This is a genomic window from Mycobacterium cookii, from assembly GCF_010727945.1.
Taxonomy (GTDB): Bacteria; Actinomycetota; Actinomycetes; order Mycobacteriales; family Mycobacteriaceae; genus Mycobacterium; species Mycobacterium cookii.
Genome location: NZ_AP022569.1, coordinates 3,239,438 through 3,259,540, shown reverse-complemented (window position 1 = coordinate 3,259,540; position 20,103 = coordinate 3,239,438). Strand labels below are relative to the sequence as shown.

The window sequence follows — 20,103 nt, the reverse complement described above, 5'->3', positions numbered from 1 at the left end:
TGAATGAGGAAGCAAGAATGAGGCTTGTTGACAGGTTTCGCGGTGTGGCAAGTAAGTTGCCGCGCCGGCTCGCGATCGGGGCCGCCAGCGCGGCTCTGTTGCCGGGCCTGATCGGGGTCGTGGGCCAGACCGCGGACGCTGGCGCGTTCTCCCGGCCGGGTCTGCCCGTCGAGTACCTGCAGGTTCCGTCGGCGGCCATGGGTCGCGACATCAAGGTCCAATTCCAGAGTGGTGGCGCCAACTCGCCGGCCGTCTACCTGCTCGACGGCCTGCGCGCGCAGGACGACTTCAACGGCTGGGACATCAACACCCCCGCGTTCGAGTGGTACCTACAGTCCGGTCTGTCGCTCGTGATGCCGGTGGGCGGCCAGTCCAGCTGGTACACCGACTGGTACAAGCCGGCTTGCGGCAAAGCCGGTTGCCAGACCTACAAGTGGGAGACCTTCCTCACCAGCGAACTCCCCGCCTTCCTGGCCTCCAAGGGCGTCAAGCAGACCGGTAGCGCCGCTGTCGGCCTGTCGATGGCCGGTGCCTCGGCGCTGAACCTGGCCAACTACCACCCCGCGCAGTTCATCGAGGTCGGTTCGTTCTCCGGTCTGATGGACCCCTCGCAGGGCATGGGACCGTCGCTGATCGGTCTGGCCATGGGTGACGCCGGCGGCTACAAGCCCGCCGACATGTGGGGCCCGAAGGAAGACCCGGCCTGGGCGCGCAACGACCCGCTGCTGAACGTCGGCAAGACCGTCGCCAACGGCACCCGCCTGTGGATGTACTGCGGTAACGGCAAGCCGTCTGAGCTTGGTGGCGACAACCTGCCGGCCAAGTTCCTCGAGGGCTTCGTGCGGACCAGCAACATCAAGTTCCAGGATGCGTACAAAGCCGCCGGCGGCAACAACGCGGTGTTCAACTTCGACGCCAACGGCACGCACGACTGGCCGTACTGGGGCTCGCAGCTGCACGCGATGCTGCCCGACCTGCAGTCGCACCTCGGTGCTACTCCGGGCGCAGGCCCCGGCCCGGGCGGTGCCCCGGCTGCCGCTGCGGCCGGTCAGCACACCTGACAGTCGAATAGTTAATACGCCGGACGGCGACGACCTCACGGGGTCGTCGCCGTTCGCCGTTTCCGGCGTCGGCGTCCAGCGGGGTGTGATTAGCTACTTTGCGGAATGGGGGCAATCTGCGGCCCCGTGGTGGTCGAGCGACGAGCGAGGTCAGTATGAGAGGTCTGTCGATGCTGCTAAGGCTTCTGTGCGCGGCCGTGTTGACGGTCGGAGTCCTTGTCGCGGGACACGGCGGGTCGGCGCGTGCCGCGGGCTACGAGTCGCTGATGGTTCCGTCGGGGGCGATGGGCCGCGACATCCCGGTGGCCTTCCTGCACGGCGGTCCGCACGCCGTGTACCTGCTGGACGCGTTCAACGCCGCGCCGGACGTCAGCAACTGGGTGACGGCGGGCAATGCGATGAACACCCTCGCGGGCAAGGGCATCTCGGTGGTCGCACCGGCCGGCGGTGCGTTCAGCATGTACACCAACTGGGAGCGCGACGGCAGCAAGCAATGGGAGACGTTCCTGACCAGTGAGCTGCCCGACTGGCTGGCCGCCAACAAGGGTCTGGCCCCCGGCGGGCACGCGGCCGTCGGGGCCTCGCAGGGCGGCTATGCGGCGATGGCGTTGGCCACCTTCCACCCGGATCGCTTCGGTTACGCCGGCTCACTGTCGGGTTTCCTGTACCCGTCGAACACCACGACCAACGGCGCGATCCTGGCCGGCATGCAGCAATTCGGCGGCGTCGACGGCAACGGCATGTGGGGCGCTCCGCAGCTGGGCCGGTGGAAATGGCACGACCCTGACGTGCACGCGGGGCTGTTGGCGCAGAACAACTCCCGGATCTGGGTCTGGAGCCCGACCACCATGGCCGGCGACGTCCCCGCGATGATCGGCCAGGCCGGCGAGGCGATGGGCAACGCCCGATTCTTCTACCAGGAGTACCGCAACGTCGGTGGCCACAACGGGCACTTCGATTTCCCCGGCGGCGGCGACAACGGCTGGGGCTCGTGGAGCGCTCAGCTGGGTGCGATGTCGGGGGACATCGTCGGCGCGATCCGCTAACAGCCGGCCGGGCACGGTGCCGCCGCCCGGTACCGTGAAGCAAGCACGACGGTCGCTCGGTGGCGGGTCGGCTGTGCAACTCACCGACTCTGCTAGCAGGAGACCATGGCTGTGAATTCCCGGCGGAAACGCCGTCGTCGCATCTTGGCGTTGATCGCCGCCGTCTCGATGGCGCTGGTCGTCGGGCTGGTGATCTTCGCGGTGGTCGGCATCCTGCGGCAGCGGCAGGCCCCGCCGAGCGCGGTGCCGCCGAGCATCGTGCCGCCGACCAGCAGTGCGGCCTACCCGCACAAGCCGCGACCGGCATCCCAGGACTCCAGCTGTCCCGACGTGCAACTCCTCGCGGTTCCGGGCACCTGGGAGTCGTCGCTGCAGGACAATCCGCTCAACCCGGTCGAGTTCCCGAAGGCATTGCTGCTCAACGTCACCCGTCCGATCAGCGAGCAGTTCAAATCCAGCCGGGTCGAGACGTACACCGTTCCGTACACCGCCCAGTTCCACAACCCGCTGAGCGGCGACCCGCAGATCTCGTACGACGACAGCCGGGCCGAGGGCACCCGCGCCGCGGTCAAGGCGCTGACCGACATGAACACCAAATGCCCGCTGACCAGCTACGTGCTGGTGGGCTTCTCGCAGGGCGCGGTGATCGCCGGGGACATCGCCAGCGACATCGGTAACGGCCGCGGACCCGTCGACGACGACCTGGTGCTCGGCGTGACGTTGATCGCCGACGGGCGCCGCCAGCAGGGCGTGGGCGCGGACATCGGGCCCAACCCGCCCGGCGAGGGCGCCGAGATCATCCTGCACGAGGTGCCGGTGTTGGCGAACCTCGGCTTGACGATGACCGGCGCGCGGCCGGGCGGTTTCGGAACGCTCAACGCCAAGACCAACGAGATCTGCGGGCCCGGCGATCTGATCTGCGCCGCTCCACCCGAAGCGTTCAGCCTGGCGAACCTGCCCCGCACGCTGGACATCCTGGCCGGCGGCGCCGGTCAACCGGTGCATGCGCTGTACGCCACCACCCAGTTCTGGAGTCTGGACGGCCAGCCTGCCACCGAATGGGCATTGAATTGGGCGCACGGCGTGATCGACAGCGCACCCCACCCCAAACACGGCTGACGCGACCGGGCACGTTGGTACGGCCCTGCGTCACAGGTCACAGTTGCGATACGCGGTACTTTCAGATTTGGTGCGTGGCGCACCGCCCACTAACATTAAGAGCAATTTAAGAGCAACTATGGTCGGCTTACCGCGTCGATGCGTCGCGCAGCGCTCGCAGAACGACCCGAGGCCGATGACACCGTCGGTGAGGCTCACACAGACTTAGCCCAAGCAGCGTGGTGAAGGAGAGAACGGCATGGCCTACCACAACCCGTTCATCGTCAACGGCCGGATCAAGTTCCCGGAGAACACCAACGTGGTCAAGCACGTCGAGAAGTGGGCGAAGATACGTGGCGACCGGCTGGCCTACCGGTTCCTGGACTACTCCACCGAACGCGACGGCATCACCCGCGACATCTCCTGGTCAGACTTCGGCGCCCGCAACCGTGCCCTGGGCGCCCGGCTGCAGCAGGTCACCAAGCCGGGCGACCGGATCGCCATCCTGTGCCCGCAGAACCTCGACTACATCGTCGCCTTCTTCGGCATCCTGTATGCCGGACGCATCGGGGTGCCGCTGTTCGATCCCTCCGAGCCCGGCCACGTCGGCCGGCTGCACGCCGTGCTCGACGACTGTGAGCCGGCGGCGATTTTGACCACCAGCACCGCCGCCGAAGGCGTCCGCAAGTTCTTCCGCAGCCGCCCGGCGAAAGACCGGCCGCGTGTCATCGCGGTCGACGCCGTGCCCGACGAGGTCGCGTCCACCTGGGAACCCGAGCAGATCGACGCCCTCTCCGTCGCCTATCTGCAGTACACCTCCGGTTCCACCCGGACCCCGACCGGCGTCGAGGTCACCCAGCTCAACCTGGCCACCAACTGCACGCAGGTACTGACCGCCCTGGAAGGCACCGAAGGCGACCGCGGCGTCACCTGGCTGCCGTTCTTCCACGACATGGGCTTGATCACGATCATGCTGGGCCCGATGTTGGGCCAGCACAACACCTTTATGACGCCCGCTGCCTTCGTGCGCCGGCCGAGTCGCTGGATGCGCGCGCTGGCCGGCGTCGCGGGCGATGACGGTCCCACGTATTCACTGGCGCCGAACTTCGCGTACGAGCACGCCGCGGTGCGGGGTCTGCCGCGCGAGGACGAGCCGCCATTGGATCTGTCCAATGTCAAGGCGCTGCTCAACGGCAGCGAGCCGATCTCGGTCGCATCGATGCGCAAGTTCACCGACGCGTTCGGTCCGCTCGGTCTGGACAAGAACGTGATCAAGCCGTGCTACGGCCTGGCCGAGGCGACGCTGTTCGTGTCGATCACCCCGATGAATGAGGGGCCCACCGTCGTCCACGTCGACCGGGACGCATTGAACAAGCACGAATTCGTCGAGGTGGCTTCCGATACGCCGACCGCCGTCACGCAGGTGTCGGCCGGCAAGATCGGTGTCGACGAATGGGCGGTGATCGTCGACGCCGACACGGCCACCGAATTGCCCGACGGGCAGATCGGCGAGATCTGGCTGCACGGGCCGAACATGGGTCTGGGCTACTGGAATCGCGAAGCCGAGTCGACGGAGGTCTTCCGCAATCTGCTCAAGTCGCGCACCAACCCGTCGCACGCCGAAGGCGCTGCGGAGGACGGGACCTGGGTGCGGACCGGCGACTACGGCACCTATTACAAGGGCAACCTGTACATCACCGGCAGGGTCAAAGACCTCGTGATCGTCGACGGCCGCAACCACTACCCGCAGGACCTGGAGTACTCGGCGCAGGAAGCCAGCCGGGCCCTGCGCACCGGTTACGTGGCCGCCTTCTCGGTGCCGACCAACCAGCTGCCCGCGTCGGTGTTCGACAACCCGCACGCCGGTCTGAAGTTCGACAAGGACGACACCTCAGAACAGTTGGTGATCGTCGCCGAGCGTGCGCCAGGTGCGCACAAGCTCGACTACCAGCCGATCGCTGACGACATCCGCGCCGCGATCGCCGTCCGGCACGGGGTGACCGTCCGCGACGTGCTGCTCGTGCAGTCCGGCTCGGTGCCACGAACCTCCAGCGGCAAGATCGGCCGTCGCGCCTGCCGCGCCGCCTACATCGACGGCAGCCTGCGCAGCGGCACGACAGGCCCGAACGCCTACCCCGACCAGGCTGACTGATTGCGAATATGACTGACACCCTCGATACCGAAGCTTCGACCGACGAGTCGACGGTCAAGCCCGCTCGTACCGACATGACCATTGCCGAGGTGCGGCAGTGGCTGCGCAACTGGGTCGGCACTGCCACCGGTCAGGCGCCCGAATCGGTCGACGAGTCCACGCCGATGGTGGAGCTGGGGCTGTCATCCCGGGATGCGGTGGCGATGGCCGCCGACATCGAGGACCGCACCGGAGTCACGGTGTCGATCGCCGCCGCCTTCGAGCACCCGACGATCGAATCGTTGGCCACCTGGATCGTCGAGGGTGACCCGGAGGTCGAGGCCGGTGGCACCGACGACGCCGACTGGACGCGCAAAGGTCCGATCGAGCGGGTCGACATTGCCGTGGTGGGTCTGGCCACCCGGCTGCCCGGCGACCTGAACAGCGCCGACGAGACCTGGCACGCGCTGCTGGAGGGTCGCGACGCGATCACCGACCTGCCTGAGGGCCGGTGGTCGGAGTTCATGGAAGAGCCGCGGCTGGCCGAGCGGATCAAGAAGGCCCGCACCCGCGGCGGCTACCTGAGCGACATCAAGGGCTTCGACTCCGAGTTCTTCGCGCTGTCGAAGACCGAGGCCGACAACATCGATCCGCAACAGCGGATGGCGCTCGAGCTGACCTGGGAGGCGCTCGAGCACGCCCGCATCCCGGCGTCGAGCCTGCGCGGTGAATCGGTCGGCGTCTTCGTGGGCACCTCGGTCAACGACTACAGCTTCCTGGCGATGTCCGATCCCACCGTAGCCCACCCGTATGCCATCACCGGCACGGCGAGTTCGATTGTGGCCAACCGGGTTTCGTACTTTTTCGACTTCCACGGACCGTCCGTCGCGGTGGACACCGCCTGTTCGAGTTCGTTGGTGGCGACGCACCAGGCGATTCAGGCGCTGCGCAGCGGTGAGTGCGATGCGGCCGTTGCCGGTGGTGTCAACGCGCTGATCACCCCCGCGGTGACGCTCGGTTTCGACGAGATCGGCCAGGTGCTGTCACCGGACGGCCGGATCAAGTCGTTCTCCGCCGACGCCGACGGCTACACCCGATCCGAGGGTGGCGCGATGCTGGTGCTCAAGCGGGTCGACGACGCCCGCCGCGACGGCGACCAGATCCTCGCGGTGATCGCCGGCAGCGCCGTCAACCACGACGGCCGGTCCAACGGTCTGATCGCACCCAACCCGGACGCCCAGGCCGATGTGCTGCGTCGGGCTTACCAGGACGCCGGCATCAACCCACGCACCGTCGACTACATCGAGGCGCACGGCACCGGAACGGTGCTCGGCGACCCGATCGAAGCTCAGGCGCTGGGACGGGTCATCGGCCGCGGCCGTCCCGCCGACCAGCCGGCGCTGCTGGGTGCGATCAAAACCAATGTGGGACACATGGAGTCGGCCGCCGGTGCGGCCAGCCTGGCCAAGATGGTGCTGTCGCTGCAGCACGATAAGCTGCCGCCGTCGATCAACTACATCGGTCCCAACCCCTACATCGATTTCGACGCGTCGCATCTGCGAGTGCTCGATCACGTCGCCGACTGGCCCCGCTACAGCGGGTACGCCGTTGCCGGGGTGTCCAGCTTCGGCTTCGGCGGCGCGAATGCGCACGTCGTGTTGCGTGAGGTGCTGCCCCGCGACGTCGTCGAGCGCGAACCCGAGGTGGTAGAGGTAACCGCCGCACCCGCTGCACCCGACGAGGAACAGCACGTCGAGCACGTTGGGGGGATGCGCTTCGACGAGTACGGCGAATTCATCGAAGACGACCACTCGGCCGGCGCGGAAGACTCCTACGAGCTGCCCGGCATCACCGACGAAGCGATCCGCCTCAAAGAGATCGCCTTGGAAGAGCTTGCCGGCCAAGAGCTTCCGGCGCCGCTGATCCCGCTGCCGGTGTCGGCGTTCCTGACTTCCCGCAAGCGCGCCGCCGCCGCCGAGTTGGCCGACTGGATGGAAAGCCCTGAGGGCCAAGCGTCTTCGCTGGAGTCGATCGGCCGGGCGCTGTCGCGACGTAACCACGGCCGTTCTCGCGCCGTGGTGCTGGCCCACGACCACGACGAGGCCATCAAGGGCCTGCGCGCGATCGCCGACGGCAAGCAGAAGCCGAACGTGTTCAGCGTCGACGGGCCGGTGACCAACGGGCCGGTGTGGGCGATGGCCGGTTTCGGCGCGCAGCACCGCAAGATGGGCAAGAACCTGTATCTGCGCGACGAGATCTTCGCCGAGTGGATCGAGAAGGTCGACGCGCTGATCCAGGACGAGCGCGGCTACTCGATTCTCGAGCTGATCCTCGACGACTCGCACGACTACGGCATCGAAACCAGCAACGTCGTCATCTTCGCGATCCAGATCGCGCTGGGCGAGGTGCTCCGCGCGCACGGCGCCAAACCCACTGCGGTGATTGGCCAGTCGCTGGGTGAGCCCGCGTCGGCGTACTTCTCCGGCGGGCTGTCCCTGGCCGACGCCACCCGGGTGATCTGCTCGCGCTCACACCTGATGGGTGAGGGCGAGTCGATGCTGTTCGGTGAATACATCCGGTTCATGGCGCTGGTCGAATACTCTGCCGACGAACTCAAGACGGTGTTTGCCGACTTCCCCGGCTTGGAGGTGTGCGTCTACGCCGCGCCGAGTCAGACCGTCATCGGCGGTCCGCCGGATCAGATCGACGCGATCGTCGCACGTTGTGAGGCCGAGGGCCGCTTCGCGCGCAAACTTCAGACCAAGGGCGCCGGCCACACTTCGCAGATGGATCCGCTGCTGGGCGAGTTCTCCGCTGAGCTGCAAGGCATTTCGCCGATGAGCCCGAACATCGGCATCTTCTCGACGGTGCACGAAGGCAGCTACGTCCGGCCGGGCGGCGAGCCTATTCACGACGTCGCCTACTGGCTCAAAGGCATGCGGCATTCGGTGTACTTCACCCACGGCGTGCGCAACGCCGTCGACAGCGGCTACACCACGTTCCTGGAACTGGCGCCCAACCCGGTCGCGCTCATGCAGATCGGTTTGACCACCGCCGCCGCGGGATTGCCCGACGCACAACTGATCGCGACGCTGGCCCGCAAGCAGGACGACGTCGAGGCGATGACGTCGGCGATGGCGCAGCTGTTCGTGCTGGGGCACGACCTCGACATCCGCACACTCTTCACCCGGGCAAGCGGGCCGGACGACTACGCGAACGTGCCGCCGACCCGCTTTCGCCGCAAGGAACACTGGCTGGACGCGCACTTCTCCGGCGACGGGTCGGTGCTGATGCCCGGCACCCACGTGGCGATGCCCGACGGCCGGCATGTCTGGGAATACGCCCCGCGCAGCGAGACCGACCTGGCGGCGCTGGTGAAAGCCGCTGCGACACAGGTTCTTCCGGATGCGGTGCTGACGGCTTCCGAGCAGCGCGCGGTGCCGGGCGACAACGCCCGGCTGGTGACGACGCTGACCCGGCACCCCGGTGGCGCTTCGGTGCAGGTGCACGCACGCATCGACGAGTCCTTCACTTTGGTGTATGACGCGCTGGTGTCGCGCGCCGGGCAGGCCGCGGTGTTGCCGACGGCCGTGGGTGCGGGCGCGGCGATCGCCGCACCGGCCACCGCCGCGCCGGTCGTCGAACCGGCAGTTGACGAGTCGGACAAGGCCGTCGCGGTGACCGACAGTCTGACCGCTCGTCAGATGGGCGGCCTGGGTCGGTGGTCGCCGGATTCCGGTGAGACAGTGCGTGATCGGCTGGCCGCGATCGTGTCGATGGCAATGGGCTACGAGCCCGAGGACCTGCCCTGGGAGGTCCCGCTGATCGAGCTGGGGCTGGACTCGATGATGGCGGTGCGGATCAAGAACCGCGTCGAGTACGACTTCGACTTGCCGCCGATTCAGCTGCAGGCGGTCCGCGACGCCAACCTCTTCAACGTCGAGCAACTCATCCTGTACGCGATCGAGCACCGCGACGAGGTGCAGGATCTGCACGAGCACCAGAAGACGCAGACTGCGGAGGAGATCGCCAAGGAGCAGGCGGCGATGCTGGCCGGCGCGACACCGGTTTCGGTGACCGCACCGGCGGCACCGGAAGCTCCGGCTGCCGAGGCGCCGGTTCCGCCGCCGCCGACCAACCCCGCTGGGCCGTCAAGCCCGGAATCCGCCACGAAGGGACCGGCTTTGGCCGCCGCGGCGGAGGTACTCAACCAGCAGGCCGTCGCCGATGCTCTCGGTTCCGATGTGCCACCGCGTGATGCCGCCGAGCGGGTCACGTTCGCGACGTGGGCGATCGTTACCGGCAAGTCGCCGGGCGGCATCTTCAACGCGCTGCCCAAGCTCGACGACGCCGCCGTCGCCAAGTTGGCGCAGCGGCTGTCCGAGCGGGTGGACGGTGAGATCAGCGTCGACGACGTGAGGGCCGCGACGACCATCGAGGAGCTCGCGACCACGGTGCGCGAATTCCTGGAGGCCGGTCAGATCGACGGCTTCGTGCGCACCATCCGGGCCAGGCCCGAAGGCTCAACCAAGCCACCGGTTTTCGTGTTCCACGCCGCGGGCGGGTCGACAGTGGTCTACGAGCCACTGCTGAACCGGCTGCCGGCCGACGTCCCGATGTACGGTTTCGAGCGCGTCGAGGGAACCATCGAAGAACGCGCCGCCGTTTATGTGCCGAAGCTGCGCGAGTTGCAGGGCAACGGTCCGTTCATCCTGGCCGGCTGGTCGTTGGGTGGGGCACTGGCCTACGCCTGTGCGATCGGGCTCAAGCAGCAGGGCTGCGACGTCCCGTTCGTCGGGTTGATCGACGCGGTGATGCCCGGCGAGCCGATCCTGCAGACCAAGGAGGAGACGCGCAAGCGGTGGGACCGTTACGCGCGGTTCGCCGAGCGGACCTTCAACGTCCAGGTACCGGAAATCCCGTACGAGCACCTCGAAACGCTCGACGACGAAGGTCAGGTCAGGTTCGTCCTCGACGCGATCAGCCAGAGCGGGGTGCAGATCCCCGGCGGGATCATCGAGCACCAGCGCACGTCCTACCTGGACCAGCGCGCGATCGACACCGCCGAGTACCAGCCCTACGACGGGCATGTCACCTTGTACATGGCCGACCGTTACCACGACGATGCGGTCACGTTCGAGCCCGCCTACGCCACCCGCAAACCGGACGGCGGATGGGGCGAGTACGTTTCCGATCTGGAGGTCGTGGCGATCGGTGGCGAGCACATCCAGGCCATCGACGAGCCGATCATCGCGAAGGTCGGTGCGCACATGACCCAGGCGCTCAACAAGATTGTCGGCGAGCAGAAAGAGGCCTAAGTGACCACCAAGACCACCGCCGAGCTGCTGGCTGAACTCCGCGAAAAGCTGGAGCTGGCAAAGGAACCTGGTGATCCGAAGGCCATCGCACGCCGCGACAAGAAGGGCATCCCCAGCGCCCGCTCCCGGATCCATGACTTGGTCGACCCGGGCAGCTTCCTGGAGATCGGCGCGCTGGCGCGCACGCCGGGTGACCCGAACGCGCTTTTCGGCGACGGGTGTGTGACGGGTCGAGCGATGATCAACGGCCGGCCCGTCGGTGTGTTCTCCCACGATCAGACGGTGTTCCAGGGCTCGGTCGGTGAGATGTTCGGCCGCAAGGTCGCCGCGCTGATGGAGTGGTGCGCCATGGTCGCCTGCCCGATCATCGGCATCAACGATTCCGCCGGCGCGCGCATCCAGGACGCGGTCACGTCACTGGCCTGGTACGCCGAGTTGGGCCGCCGCGGCGATCTGTTGAGCGGCTTGGCACCGCAGATATCCCTGATCTTTGGCAAATGTGCTGGGGGAGCGGTCTATTCGCCGATCCAGACCGATCTGGTGGTCGCGGTGCGCGGCCAGGGCTACATGTTCGTCACCGGCCCGGACGTCATCAAGGACGTGACCGGTGAGGACGTCACCCTCGACGAGCTCGGCGGCGCCGACGCGCAGGCCCGCTACGGCAACATCCACCAGGTGGTCGAGTCCGAGGCGGCCGCATTCCAATACGTGCGCGATTTCTTGTCGTTCGTGCCGTCCAACTGCTTCGACCCGGCACCGGTGGTCAACCCCGGGCTGGAACCGGAGATCACGCCGAGCGATCTGGAACTCGACTCGATCGTGCCGGACTCAGACAACACTGCATACGACATGCACGAGATCCTGCTGCGGATCTTCGACGACGGCGACTTCCTCGACGTCGCGGCGCAGGCCGGGCAGTCCATCATCACCGGATTCGCACGAGTCGACGGCCGGCCGGTCGGCGTGGTGGCCAACCAGCCGGGCTACATGTCGGGCGCGATCGACAACGAAGCCTCCGATAAGGCGGCCCGGTTCGTCCGGTTCTGCGACGCGTTCTATGTGCCGCTGGTGTTCGTGGTCGACACGCCCGGCTTCCTGCCCGGAGTCGAGCAGGAGAAGGGCGGAATCATCAAGCGCGGCGGGCGATTCCTGTACGCGGTCGTCGAGGCCGATGTGCCCAAGGTGACGATCACCATCCGCAAGTCTTACGGCGGCGCCTACGCGGTCATGGGATCCAAGCAGCTGACCGCTGACCTCAACTTCGCCTGGCCCACCGCGCGCATCGCGGTGATCGGCGCCGACGGCGCTGCGCAATTGCTGATGAAGCGATTCCCCGACCCGACCACGCCTGAGGCGCAGCAGATCAAGCGCGACTTCATCGAGGGCTACAACCTGAATATGGCCACGCCGTGGATCGCCGCCGAACGTGGCTTCATCGACGCGGTCATCGAGCCGCACGAGACCCGGCTGTTGCTGCGTCGATCGCTGCACTTGTTGCGGGACAAGCAATTACACGGACGGGTCCTTCGCAAGCACGGCCTGCTGCCGGTTTAACCGGGCCTTAGACCGGCGCGATGAAGTCTGACGTGTAGTACTCGGCCGGGCTTTGCGAAGTCGGGCTCGGCCGTTGGATGAACAGCCACACCCCGGTTGTGCCGGACCGCAGGCTGTCCTGCACGGTGGGGGACGCCTGGCCCACGCCATCGGCGTTGACACCAGTAACCGCGACGCCCGGACCCGGGACGTTGCACGGCGACGTCGCCGCGTGCGGCATCTGGATCAACGCGACGTCGAAGTGCGCGCCCGGCGTGCCGGGCTCGGAGATCTGCACATCCGCGGCGACCGTGCCGCCGCTGACGCGGATTACCGCCGAGGCCGAGGCACGGCTTTGCGCCGCGCCGCCGGGAAGCGGGCTGAAGTCGCATGCGCGGAGCAGGCTGCGAAGCGGGACGGTCGTAGCAGCCGAAGCCGGAATAGCGGCTGCACCAACGAAATTCACCGCCAGGGTCGTCGCGAAAACTGCAGGAATGGCGCGACGGGTCAACGCGGGAATCGTTACTGACATTTTGTCAATTATCCGCGCTGAAACTCCTCCTGATGATGTTTGAGTAGGAGAGATCCCTTACACCTAGGGTGCAGTTGTGACGCACGGCACTGCCGCGGCCCGGGTTACTCGGCTTTGGAGCCTTTTTGGACTTTCGCGCAGGCCTCGGTGGATTCGGAAAGTTCTTTCTTCGTCTTCGCCGCCTCGTCGGCCAGCTCGTCGATGGATTCGTCGCCTTCTTCAGCGCGCACGCTGCTCTCCTTCGGTCGATGGGATGACCCTCGGCTACCCGGCATCGCGGACGTCGAACCACGACTGCGTCGGCGGCGCTACGGCAACTGCCCATGCAGATCGTCGGGAGTCGCGGTCAGGGACCGGTGCTCACCGCCGGCTGCGTCGCCCAGCCCGACGTCGGATCGTGCTGACGCCACAGTACGAACTGGGCGGCAATGACGAAGGCCATTGCCGCCCAGTAAAACTCGTTAATTACTCAGCTGCCTTCTGGCGGGCTTCGGCAGCCTTCTCAGCGGCGCGTGAAGCTTCGGCTTCGGCCTCTTTCTTGGCCACGTCGCGCTGAGCCTTCGCCTTGTCCTGCTGAGCGCGGCCTTCCTCGCGCAGACCATCACGGTTGGTGACGATGCCGATGATCTCCTTGGCCTTGCCCTTGACGTCCTCGACGACGCCCAAGATTGCTTCTTCAGGTCCACTGCGACTCATGGTGCTCCTTTCGGATTGGGGATAGCAGTCTGTTACCCCGCGACACCCCGTTCCGAACGTAATTGGGCGCGCATCACCTGTGACCGTCGTCACGCCGCGCGGAAGACGGGCTACGGCTTGATTGCCCGTCTTCTCCTCAGGCCGCTGGGCGGCCTGCATCGTCGACGGGCTACGGCTTGATGCGGATCTTGCCCGGCGAATACCAGCCGAAATGATTCGCCGTCCCGAGGTCCAGCTGGGCCGGCGGCGCGTCGACCAGTGTGTCGAACTTACGCAGTGAACCCCAATCACGGGCCCAGTCGTGCGACAGATAGGTGGCCATCACGTGTGCGCGCAGCAGCAGATCGGTGATCCCCAGCAGCCCGCCGTTGACGCCGTCCTCCCAGGTGTCGGTGTCCATCTTCTTCGCCGTGTAATCCGGCGTGATGCGGAACTTCGGGATGTCGGTGACGCCGTTGGAATGCAGCATCGGCTGCTGGCACGGGAACGCCAGCCCGACCGCCCAGTCCATCAGCACCGGTTGCGTCGACCCGAGATACTCCTGCACCGAGCGCAGTTCGGGCACCCGCGGCGGCGTCAGCGCGATCCAGTCCTCCGGGGTCAGGGACAGGTCCTCGGCCACGACCCGGACCGCGACCGCGTCGGCGGGGATCCTGGACCGGGGGAACCGCAGGTTGCGCCACGCCTTGGGCTGCTCGCCGTACAGATCGTCGGGCACCAGCCGGCCGGCCGGCAGCACCGCACCGCCCGGGCCGGCCGTTCCGTATTCCAGCACGACCGTCTGGCCGTCGGTGTGGTGGTGCAGCACGCTGTTGCCGGCGATCTTGCCCGCAGCGGTCACCACGACCAGCGGATGCCCGTCGTCGGCGTGGGGCAGCTGGTACCAGGCCGACGTCAGCTTGCTCTGCTGCTGTGCGCCGGTGGTGTAACTGCCGGCTACCGGAACCCGTTGCGGGTCAAGGCCGTACGGCAGGGGCACCGTCGAGCCGTTGACACCGGGCTTCTTGAGCTTCGTCGGCGCATCCCAGTCGTAGTCGGTGCCCGGCTGGTTGGGGTGCATCACGATCGCTTCGGCGACGGTGTGCGGCGGCACCCCGTTGGGGGTGAAGCCGACCGGGTCGACGCCGCCCAGTGCGCCGAGACTGCCGTAGTCGCCGGGCAGGGCGGGCATGAAGCCGGCATTGGTGTCCGGTTCGACCAGCACATAGTCGGCCAGACCGCAGCCACCGCTGAACGCCTGAACGTTGGACAAGCCGTTGGAGAAGGTGGGGTATTGGCGCACGATGCCGATCACCATCGATGCGATAAACACCAGCGCCATGAAACCGGCCGCGATGGGCACCGGCGCCGCGGTCAGCGCGCGGGCCACGCGTCCCTCGCCGTGGTCGCGGGAGGCGAAGTGCAGCCACACCGCGTACAGCGCCGTCAGCACGAACAAGGCGAAAAAGACTGCGCTGACGCTGATTCCGCCGATCTTTGGCATCGCCGCGTTGAACGGCACGCCGTAGCTGGACACGTACCACCAGCCGTTGGTGGTGGCGAAGCACAGCGCCAGCAGGAACAGCACCGCGGCCAGGAACGCCATCCGGTTGCGCGACCAGCGCAGCACCGCCGGCGACACCAGCACCGTGGTCAGTGCCGCCATCGCCGCGCCCACCGCCGCGAACAGGCCGAAGTGGTGCACCCACTTGGTCGGGGTGAACATCAGGAAGAACATCGTGCCGAAGATGACACCCATCAGCCGCCACGCCGGTCCGCGGGCGACTCCGCGAACTCGCTTGCGTCGCAACATGATGAACATCGCGGTAAACAGACACAGGGCGGTGATCAGGAAGCCGAACCGCCGCGACAGCGAGCCGTCGACGGTGGGCAGGATCAGGTAGTAGTAGCGCAGGTTCTCGGTGTACCAGGCCTGGCTGGGCCCGATCGCCGTGCGAATCCTGGTGGCTTCCAACACCGTTGCCAGAGTCTGGTCGGCGAACACCACCGTCAGGATGACCGTGGCGGCGGCCAGCATCGGCGCCACCAGCGGCCAGGTGCCGACCACGCGGTGCCGGCGCACCAGGATCCGCAGGATCGGACGACCACCGGCCACCAACGCGCCCACCGCGATCAAACCGGTGGGCTGCACGCCGAGCGTGAACGCGGCGGTGATCACCGCCAGCGCCGCCGGAGTCATCCGGCTGTAGCGCATCGACCGCTCGATCAACACGTAGGTGATCAACGAACCGACCGCGATGATGGGCTCGGGCCGCAGGCCGTTGTCGAACGGCATCCACGCGGTGAGAAGCACCAGCCCCGCCGCCCAGTTGGCGGCCTTGCTGCGGGTCACCGCGGGACCCAGTCGGGGCAGCACTTCGCGGGACAGCAGCAACCAGCACACCAGCCCGGCGACCAAGTCCGGCAACCGAATCCACAGGCTCTGGTCGCTGACGTGCGTCATCAGCGCCAGCAGGTTGTAGTACCAGCCGAACGGGTCTTCCGGGCTGCCGAACCAGCGGAAGTAGTTCGACATGTAACCGGCGCGGTCGGCGACCCGGGCCATACCCAGGATGTAGCCGTCGTCGGACGAGTTGGCCCCGATCACCCACCAGAGCACGAACCCGAACGTCACCGTCGCGTCGGCGAGGGTGAAGGTGCGCCAGTTCGCCGGGATGAGCCGGCGCATGCGGTGTCCGTCCAACTGGTCCAACCGCCACAGAGCGACCAGCGCGACGATCGTCGCGATGATCGCGCCGACAATGGCAAAGAGTTTCAAAAATGTTGGCGTGGTGGAGAATCGGGTGTCGATGGTGGCCGACAGCTGCAGGCCCGGCGGTGCCGGTCCGGTCAGATCGGTGAACACCCCGACGATCTGCGGGCGCAGGTTGGGGTCGGGGTAGCCGCTGCGTAACGGTTTGCCGGACGGATCTTTGAGCCCGACGAAGGTGGCATACGTTCCGGCCGACGTGGACGTGATGTCGATGCGTTCGCACTGTCCGGATTCCACCTGATCGCGGGGCACCGACAAGATCACCACGTTGCGGTCGGTGACGTCGACGCGTTGCTTGCCGACCACGACGAACAGCGCGTTGAGGTTGGCGTCCTTACCCTGCTTGGGCGCGGTGCCCAGCACGATCCCACCCGTCGGCGGCACGCCGCGCACCACCTGGCACGGCACCGTGGCGTGCAAGTCGACTGGGGTCAGCGAAATCAGCGGCGCGGTGACGCTTTTGAGTTGGCCCTGCTGCGGCCAGTTCAGCTGTGCGGTGGTCTGCACGACGGGCAGCAGGGGGGTGGCGACCGACAGGAAGAAGCCGATCAGCCCGGCGATAGTGGCGACCCAGCGGGTCACCTTCACGTTGCCATCCTCGGTGGGTGTGCTCACGGCAGCGCTCGAATCGGTCCTTGACGGCTCCAGCCGTACACGGTGGTGACGCCTTGTTGGATCTGCGCGTCAGGCGCGACGTCCCGCGAGAACCAGCGGTGGTACTGCTCCACCTGTCCCCAGTCCCGGTACCAGTCGCCGTTCAGGTAGGTCGGGATGGTGGACGTCCACTGCAGTGCCTGGGTGAACAGGAACGGCCCGCCGGACTTCGACGCCTGCCACAGGTTCGACGACGCCGAGGTCTGCTTGTGGTCGGGCTGGATGCGGTAGTCGGGCAGCTCCGCGACGCCGAGGTGCTCGGAAAACGGCCGCTGGCAAGGGAAATTGGCGGCGGTCGCGATGTCCATCAGGACCGGCTGCTGCGACCCGAGGAGCTGCTGCAGGGTCTTGGTCACCGGCACCCGCGGCGGGGTGAAGGCAAACCACTGGTCTTCGCTCAGGTTGGGGTCGTAGGCGACGATGCGGGCCACGTTGGCCTCCGGCGGTGCCCAGCTCAGCGGGAAGCGCAGATTGCGCCAGGCGGGCTGTGGTCCGATGTCGATCGGGAACATCAGCCCGAGCGCCGCGACGCTGCCGTCGGGTTTGGCGATACCCCACTGCAGCCGCAGCGACTGGCCGTACATGAAGTCGCCGTCCTCTTTGTACGACCAGATGGCACCTGCGGCGGCGACCACCACGAGCGGCCGGTCGGCAGTCCTCGGCGGCAGCTGATACCACGCCGAGGTGGCGGTGGCGGCTTGGGAGTTTTCGCCGTAGCTGCCGATCACCGGGGTGCGGGCCGGGTCGAGGCCGAACGGCAGCGCGGCATCCGAACCGTTGACTCCGACCGGGCCTTTGCCGCCGGCGGTGCCCGCGGAGTCGGTGATCGACGCGTTCGGCTTGTTGGGCGACGCATCGGAGTTCACCACGCCCGGCTTGGTCACCACGGGGTCGGACTGCAGGTTTTCGCCGACGCCCTTCGGTGTGAAGCCGACCGGGTTGGCGCCGCCGAGCGGGCCGGCCGGGCCGAAGTTCTGGCCCGGAACCGGTTGCAGCAGGCCGGCATTGGGGTCGGGTTCGGCCAGCACGTCGTCGGCCATCGCGCAGCTGGTCGGCGATAGGCCGGAGGCCAGTGCAGCGAAGTTCGCCTTGCCGGTGGTGTACATCGGGTAGCGCAGCACGGCGCCCTTGCCCAGCGACGCGACCTCGCCGAACACCATGATCGCCGCGACCACCAGCAGCGGCGTCGACGCCAGCACGCGATTTCGTCGGCTGTCCTTGACCTCGGTGTGCCCGGCGTAGTCCATCCGGAAGTGCTGCCAGGCGGCCAGCAGACCGGTCGCGATCGACAACGCCAGGAACATCGACGTCACCGGGTGGCTGGCGATGACCGGCTGGATGTCGAACCACGGGACGCCGTAGTTGTTGACGTAGAACCAGCCGTTGATGCCCGATGTCGCCCACGCCAGCATGAACAGCAGCGCGGTGATGTAGAGCGTCAGGTTGCGGCGATTGTGCAGGCCGACCCGCGCGCAGACGAACGCGGTGACCGCGCCGAGCGCGCCCGCCAACCCGGCGAAGGCGCCGAACTGGATCGCCCACTTGGTGGGCGTGAAATGCAGTAGCAGCAGCCCGATCGCGGCCGTGCCGATCAACCGCCAGGCCGGGCCGCTGGCCAGCCCCGGCACCCGGCCGCGTCGCAGCAGCACCACCAGCACGCCGAACAGGCACAGCAGCAGGATCAGCACGGCGAACCGCCGCGTCATCGACCCTTCGGCGTTGCTCTCGACGGTGAGGAAGTAGTAGCGCAGGAACTCCTGGTACCAGGCGATCGTCGGGCCGACCTTGTACTTGATCCGCGCCGACTCGGCGACGGTGGCCAGCGTCTGCGAGCGGAACACCACCAGCAGGATCGCCGACAGCGCCGCGGCCAGCACCGCCAGCGGAGCCAGCAATCCGTCGGTGGCGCGGCGCCGCGCGATGATCTGCGCGATGGCCCGGGCGCCGGTGAGCAGCGCGGCCACCGCGATCAGTCCCTGGGGCGCCAGCGTCGCGGTCAGCGTCGCCACGATGATCGCCAGCGCCGCGGGGACCAGCCTGCGGGTGGCGATCGAGGTCTCGACCAGCACCCAGGTCACGATCACGCCCAACGCGATCAGCGGCTCGGGGCGCAGGCCGTTGTTGAACGGCAACCAGGCGGCCAGGAATACCGCGCCCGCCGTCCACACCGCGACCCGGTTGCTGCCCAGGCCGCCCCGTCCGGGGCCGAGCCGTCGCAGCATGTAGCGGCTGATGATCAGCCAGCACCCTATGCCGGCCAGCGTCGCGGGCAGCCGCATCCACACGCCTGCCGTGCTCACCGACGCCAACTGGGCCAGCACCGACTGATACCAGTCGAACGGCGCCTCGGTGGTCCCGAAATACCGGTAGTAGTTGGCCACGTATCCGGCCTGTCCGGACACCCGGGCCATCGTGAGGTTGTAGCCGTCGTCCGACGAGGTCGCGCCGATGACGTGCCACAGCAACAGCGTCGAGACGACGCCGGCGTCAGCCAGCCAGGTCGCGGTCCCCACGCGTAACCACGCCCTCAGACTGCGCGGCGTGCGTCGTCCCGACCGCCGGTCGAGCACCGCCAGCGCGACGATCGAGGCCAGCACGCTCAGCCCGCCCAGCGCCATCACCGCGCGTTTGATGAGTGTGGGCGCGACGATGAACCGGGTGTCGACGTCGATGCGGGCCGACAGGCCCGGCTGCGCGGGCACGGTCAGCTCGGTGAAGATGCCGCCGACGGCGGGCTTCTTCTCCGGCGCCAATCTGCCTGCGGCGCCGGGGATTCCGACGAAGTCCGCGGCGGCGACCCCGGCGTCGGCCCAGATGTGCAGGGCGCTGCACTTGCCGTCGGCGACGGCGGGGCGGGCCGCGACGGCGGCGACCGAGTCGCGGAATGCGACGACGACGGTGTCTTTGTTGGCCCGGACGAACAGCCCGGCCTTGCCCGTCTCGAAGCCGTTGGCCGGCAGCGTCGAGACCACCAGCCCGCCGTCGGCGGGCAGCGTCGCGATCGCACTGCACGGGATGGTGATGTCCAGCGCCCGCGGGGCCCCGGACACCAGCGCCGCGGTGATGTCGGAGACGTGCCCGTCCGCGTTGACGCCCTGCGGCCACAGGATCGTCGCCGTCGTCTGCTTCACCGGAAGCAACGGGACGACGGCGCAGAGCAGCGCTCCGAGGATTCCCGCGACGATGGCGATCAGTCGCGCTAGCCGATACGGCGATCGCGCACTGTCGTCATGGGGCACGAGGCACGATCGTATGCGACGTCACTAAGTGCTTTGGCGACGC

The 20,103-nt window shown here is 67.5% G+C and carries 11 protein-coding genes; 6 read left to right on the top strand and 5 right to left on the bottom strand.

Annotated features, from left to right (window positions below; translation table 11 throughout):
• Positions 1 to 17 precede the first annotated feature (17 nt).
• The 6 genes from G6N27_RS15295 to G6N27_RS15270 all read left to right on the top strand — a co-directional run bounded on the left by G6N27_RS15295 (position 18) and on the right by G6N27_RS15270 (position 12,208).
• Entirely contained in the window at positions 18 to 1,061 is a 1,044-nt protein-coding gene (locus tag G6N27_RS15295; RefSeq protein WP_163777191.1) for an esterase family protein, read from the top strand.
• A gap of 155 nt (positions 1,062 to 1,216) precedes the next feature.
• Positions 1,217 to 2,107 (top strand): esterase family protein, encoded by an 891-nt coding sequence (locus G6N27_RS15290; protein WP_163777189.1) that lies wholly within the window; start codon positions 1,217 to 1,219, stop codon positions 2,105 to 2,107.
• 105 nt (positions 2,108 to 2,212) lie between these two features.
• Positions 2,213 to 3,226 (top strand): carboxylesterase Culp6, encoded by a 1,014-nt coding sequence (culp6, locus tag G6N27_RS15285; protein WP_163777187.1) that lies wholly within the window; start codon positions 2,213 to 2,215, stop codon positions 3,224 to 3,226.
• A gap of 238 nt (positions 3,227 to 3,464) precedes the next feature.
• Positions 3,465 to 5,357 (top strand): long-chain-fatty-acid--AMP ligase FadD32, encoded by a 1,893-nt coding sequence (gene fadD32, locus G6N27_RS15280; RefSeq protein WP_163777185.1) that lies wholly within the window; start codon positions 3,465 to 3,467, stop codon positions 5,355 to 5,357.
• A gap of 8 nt (positions 5,358 to 5,365) precedes the next feature.
• Complete coding sequence (pks13, locus tag G6N27_RS15275) at positions 5,366 to 10,654, top strand: polyketide synthase Pks13 (protein ID WP_163777183.1); 5,289 nt, start codon at positions 5,366 to 5,368, stop codon at positions 10,652 to 10,654.
• Positions 10,655 to 12,208 (top strand): acyl-CoA carboxylase subunit beta, encoded by a 1,554-nt coding sequence (locus G6N27_RS15270; protein WP_163777181.1) that lies wholly within the window; start codon positions 10,655 to 10,657, stop codon positions 12,206 to 12,208.
• Positions 12,209 to 12,215: 7 nt separating this feature from the next.
• Here G6N27_RS15270 and G6N27_RS15265 read toward each other — a convergent pair whose 3' ends face one another.
• The 5 genes from G6N27_RS15265 to G6N27_RS15250 form a co-directional block, all read right to left on the bottom strand.
• Positions 12,216 to 12,719, bottom strand: coding sequence for a hypothetical protein (locus G6N27_RS15265; protein WP_163777179.1), 504 nt, complete (start codon positions 12,717 to 12,719; stop codon positions 12,216 to 12,218).
• Positions 12,720 to 12,823: 104 nt separating this feature from the next.
• A complete protein-coding gene (locus G6N27_RS25525) occupies positions 12,824 to 12,949 on the bottom strand; it encodes a hypothetical protein (protein WP_264072888.1) in 126 nt (41 codons plus the stop codon).
• 235 nt (positions 12,950 to 13,184) lie between these two features.
• Positions 13,185 to 13,415, bottom strand: coding sequence for a microaggregate-binding protein 1 (mbp1, locus tag G6N27_RS15260; protein WP_163777177.1), 231 nt, complete (start codon positions 13,413 to 13,415; stop codon positions 13,185 to 13,187).
• Between the two features lie 169 nt (positions 13,416 to 13,584).
• Positions 13,585 to 16,782 (bottom strand): arabinosyltransferase EmbB, encoded by a 3,198-nt coding sequence (gene embB / locus G6N27_RS15255; RefSeq protein ID WP_232064597.1) that lies wholly within the window; start codon positions 16,780 to 16,782, stop codon positions 13,585 to 13,587.
• A complete protein-coding gene (locus G6N27_RS15250; RefSeq protein WP_163777175.1) occupies positions 16,779 to 20,060 on the bottom strand; it encodes an arabinosyltransferase domain-containing protein in 3,282 nt (1,093 codons plus the stop codon). Before G6N27_RS15250 ends, embB begins: the two co-directional genes overlap by 4 nt.
• Positions 20,061 to 20,103 lie beyond the last annotated feature (43 nt).

What these genes read in the sequence shown, in the direction of transcription:
- G6N27_RS15295 (WP_163777191.1), top strand. Translation starts at nt 18, where the DNA reads ATGAGGCTTGTTGACAGGTTTCGCGGTGTGGCAAGTAAGTTGCCGCGC.
- G6N27_RS15290 (WP_163777189.1), top strand. Translation starts at nt 1,217, where the DNA reads ATGAGAGGTCTGTCGATGCTGCTAAGGCTTCTGTGCGCGGCCGTGTTG.
- culp6 (WP_163777187.1), top strand. Translation starts at nt 2,213, where the DNA reads ATGGCTGTGAATTCCCGGCGGAAACGCCGTCGTCGCATCTTGGCGTTG.
- fadD32 (WP_163777185.1), top strand. Translation starts at nt 3,465, where the DNA reads ATGGCCTACCACAACCCGTTCATCGTCAACGGCCGGATCAAGTTCCCG.
- pks13 (WP_163777183.1), top strand. Translation starts at nt 5,366, where the DNA reads ATGACTGACACCCTCGATACCGAAGCTTCGACCGACGAGTCGACGGTC.
- G6N27_RS15265 (WP_163777179.1), bottom strand. Translation starts at nt 12,719, where the DNA reads ATGTCAGTAACGATTCCCGCGTTGACCCGTCGCGCCATTCCTGCAGTT.
- mbp1 (WP_163777177.1), bottom strand. Translation starts at nt 13,415, where the DNA reads ATGAGTCGCAGTGGACCTGAAGAAGCAATCTTGGGCGTCGTCGAGGAC.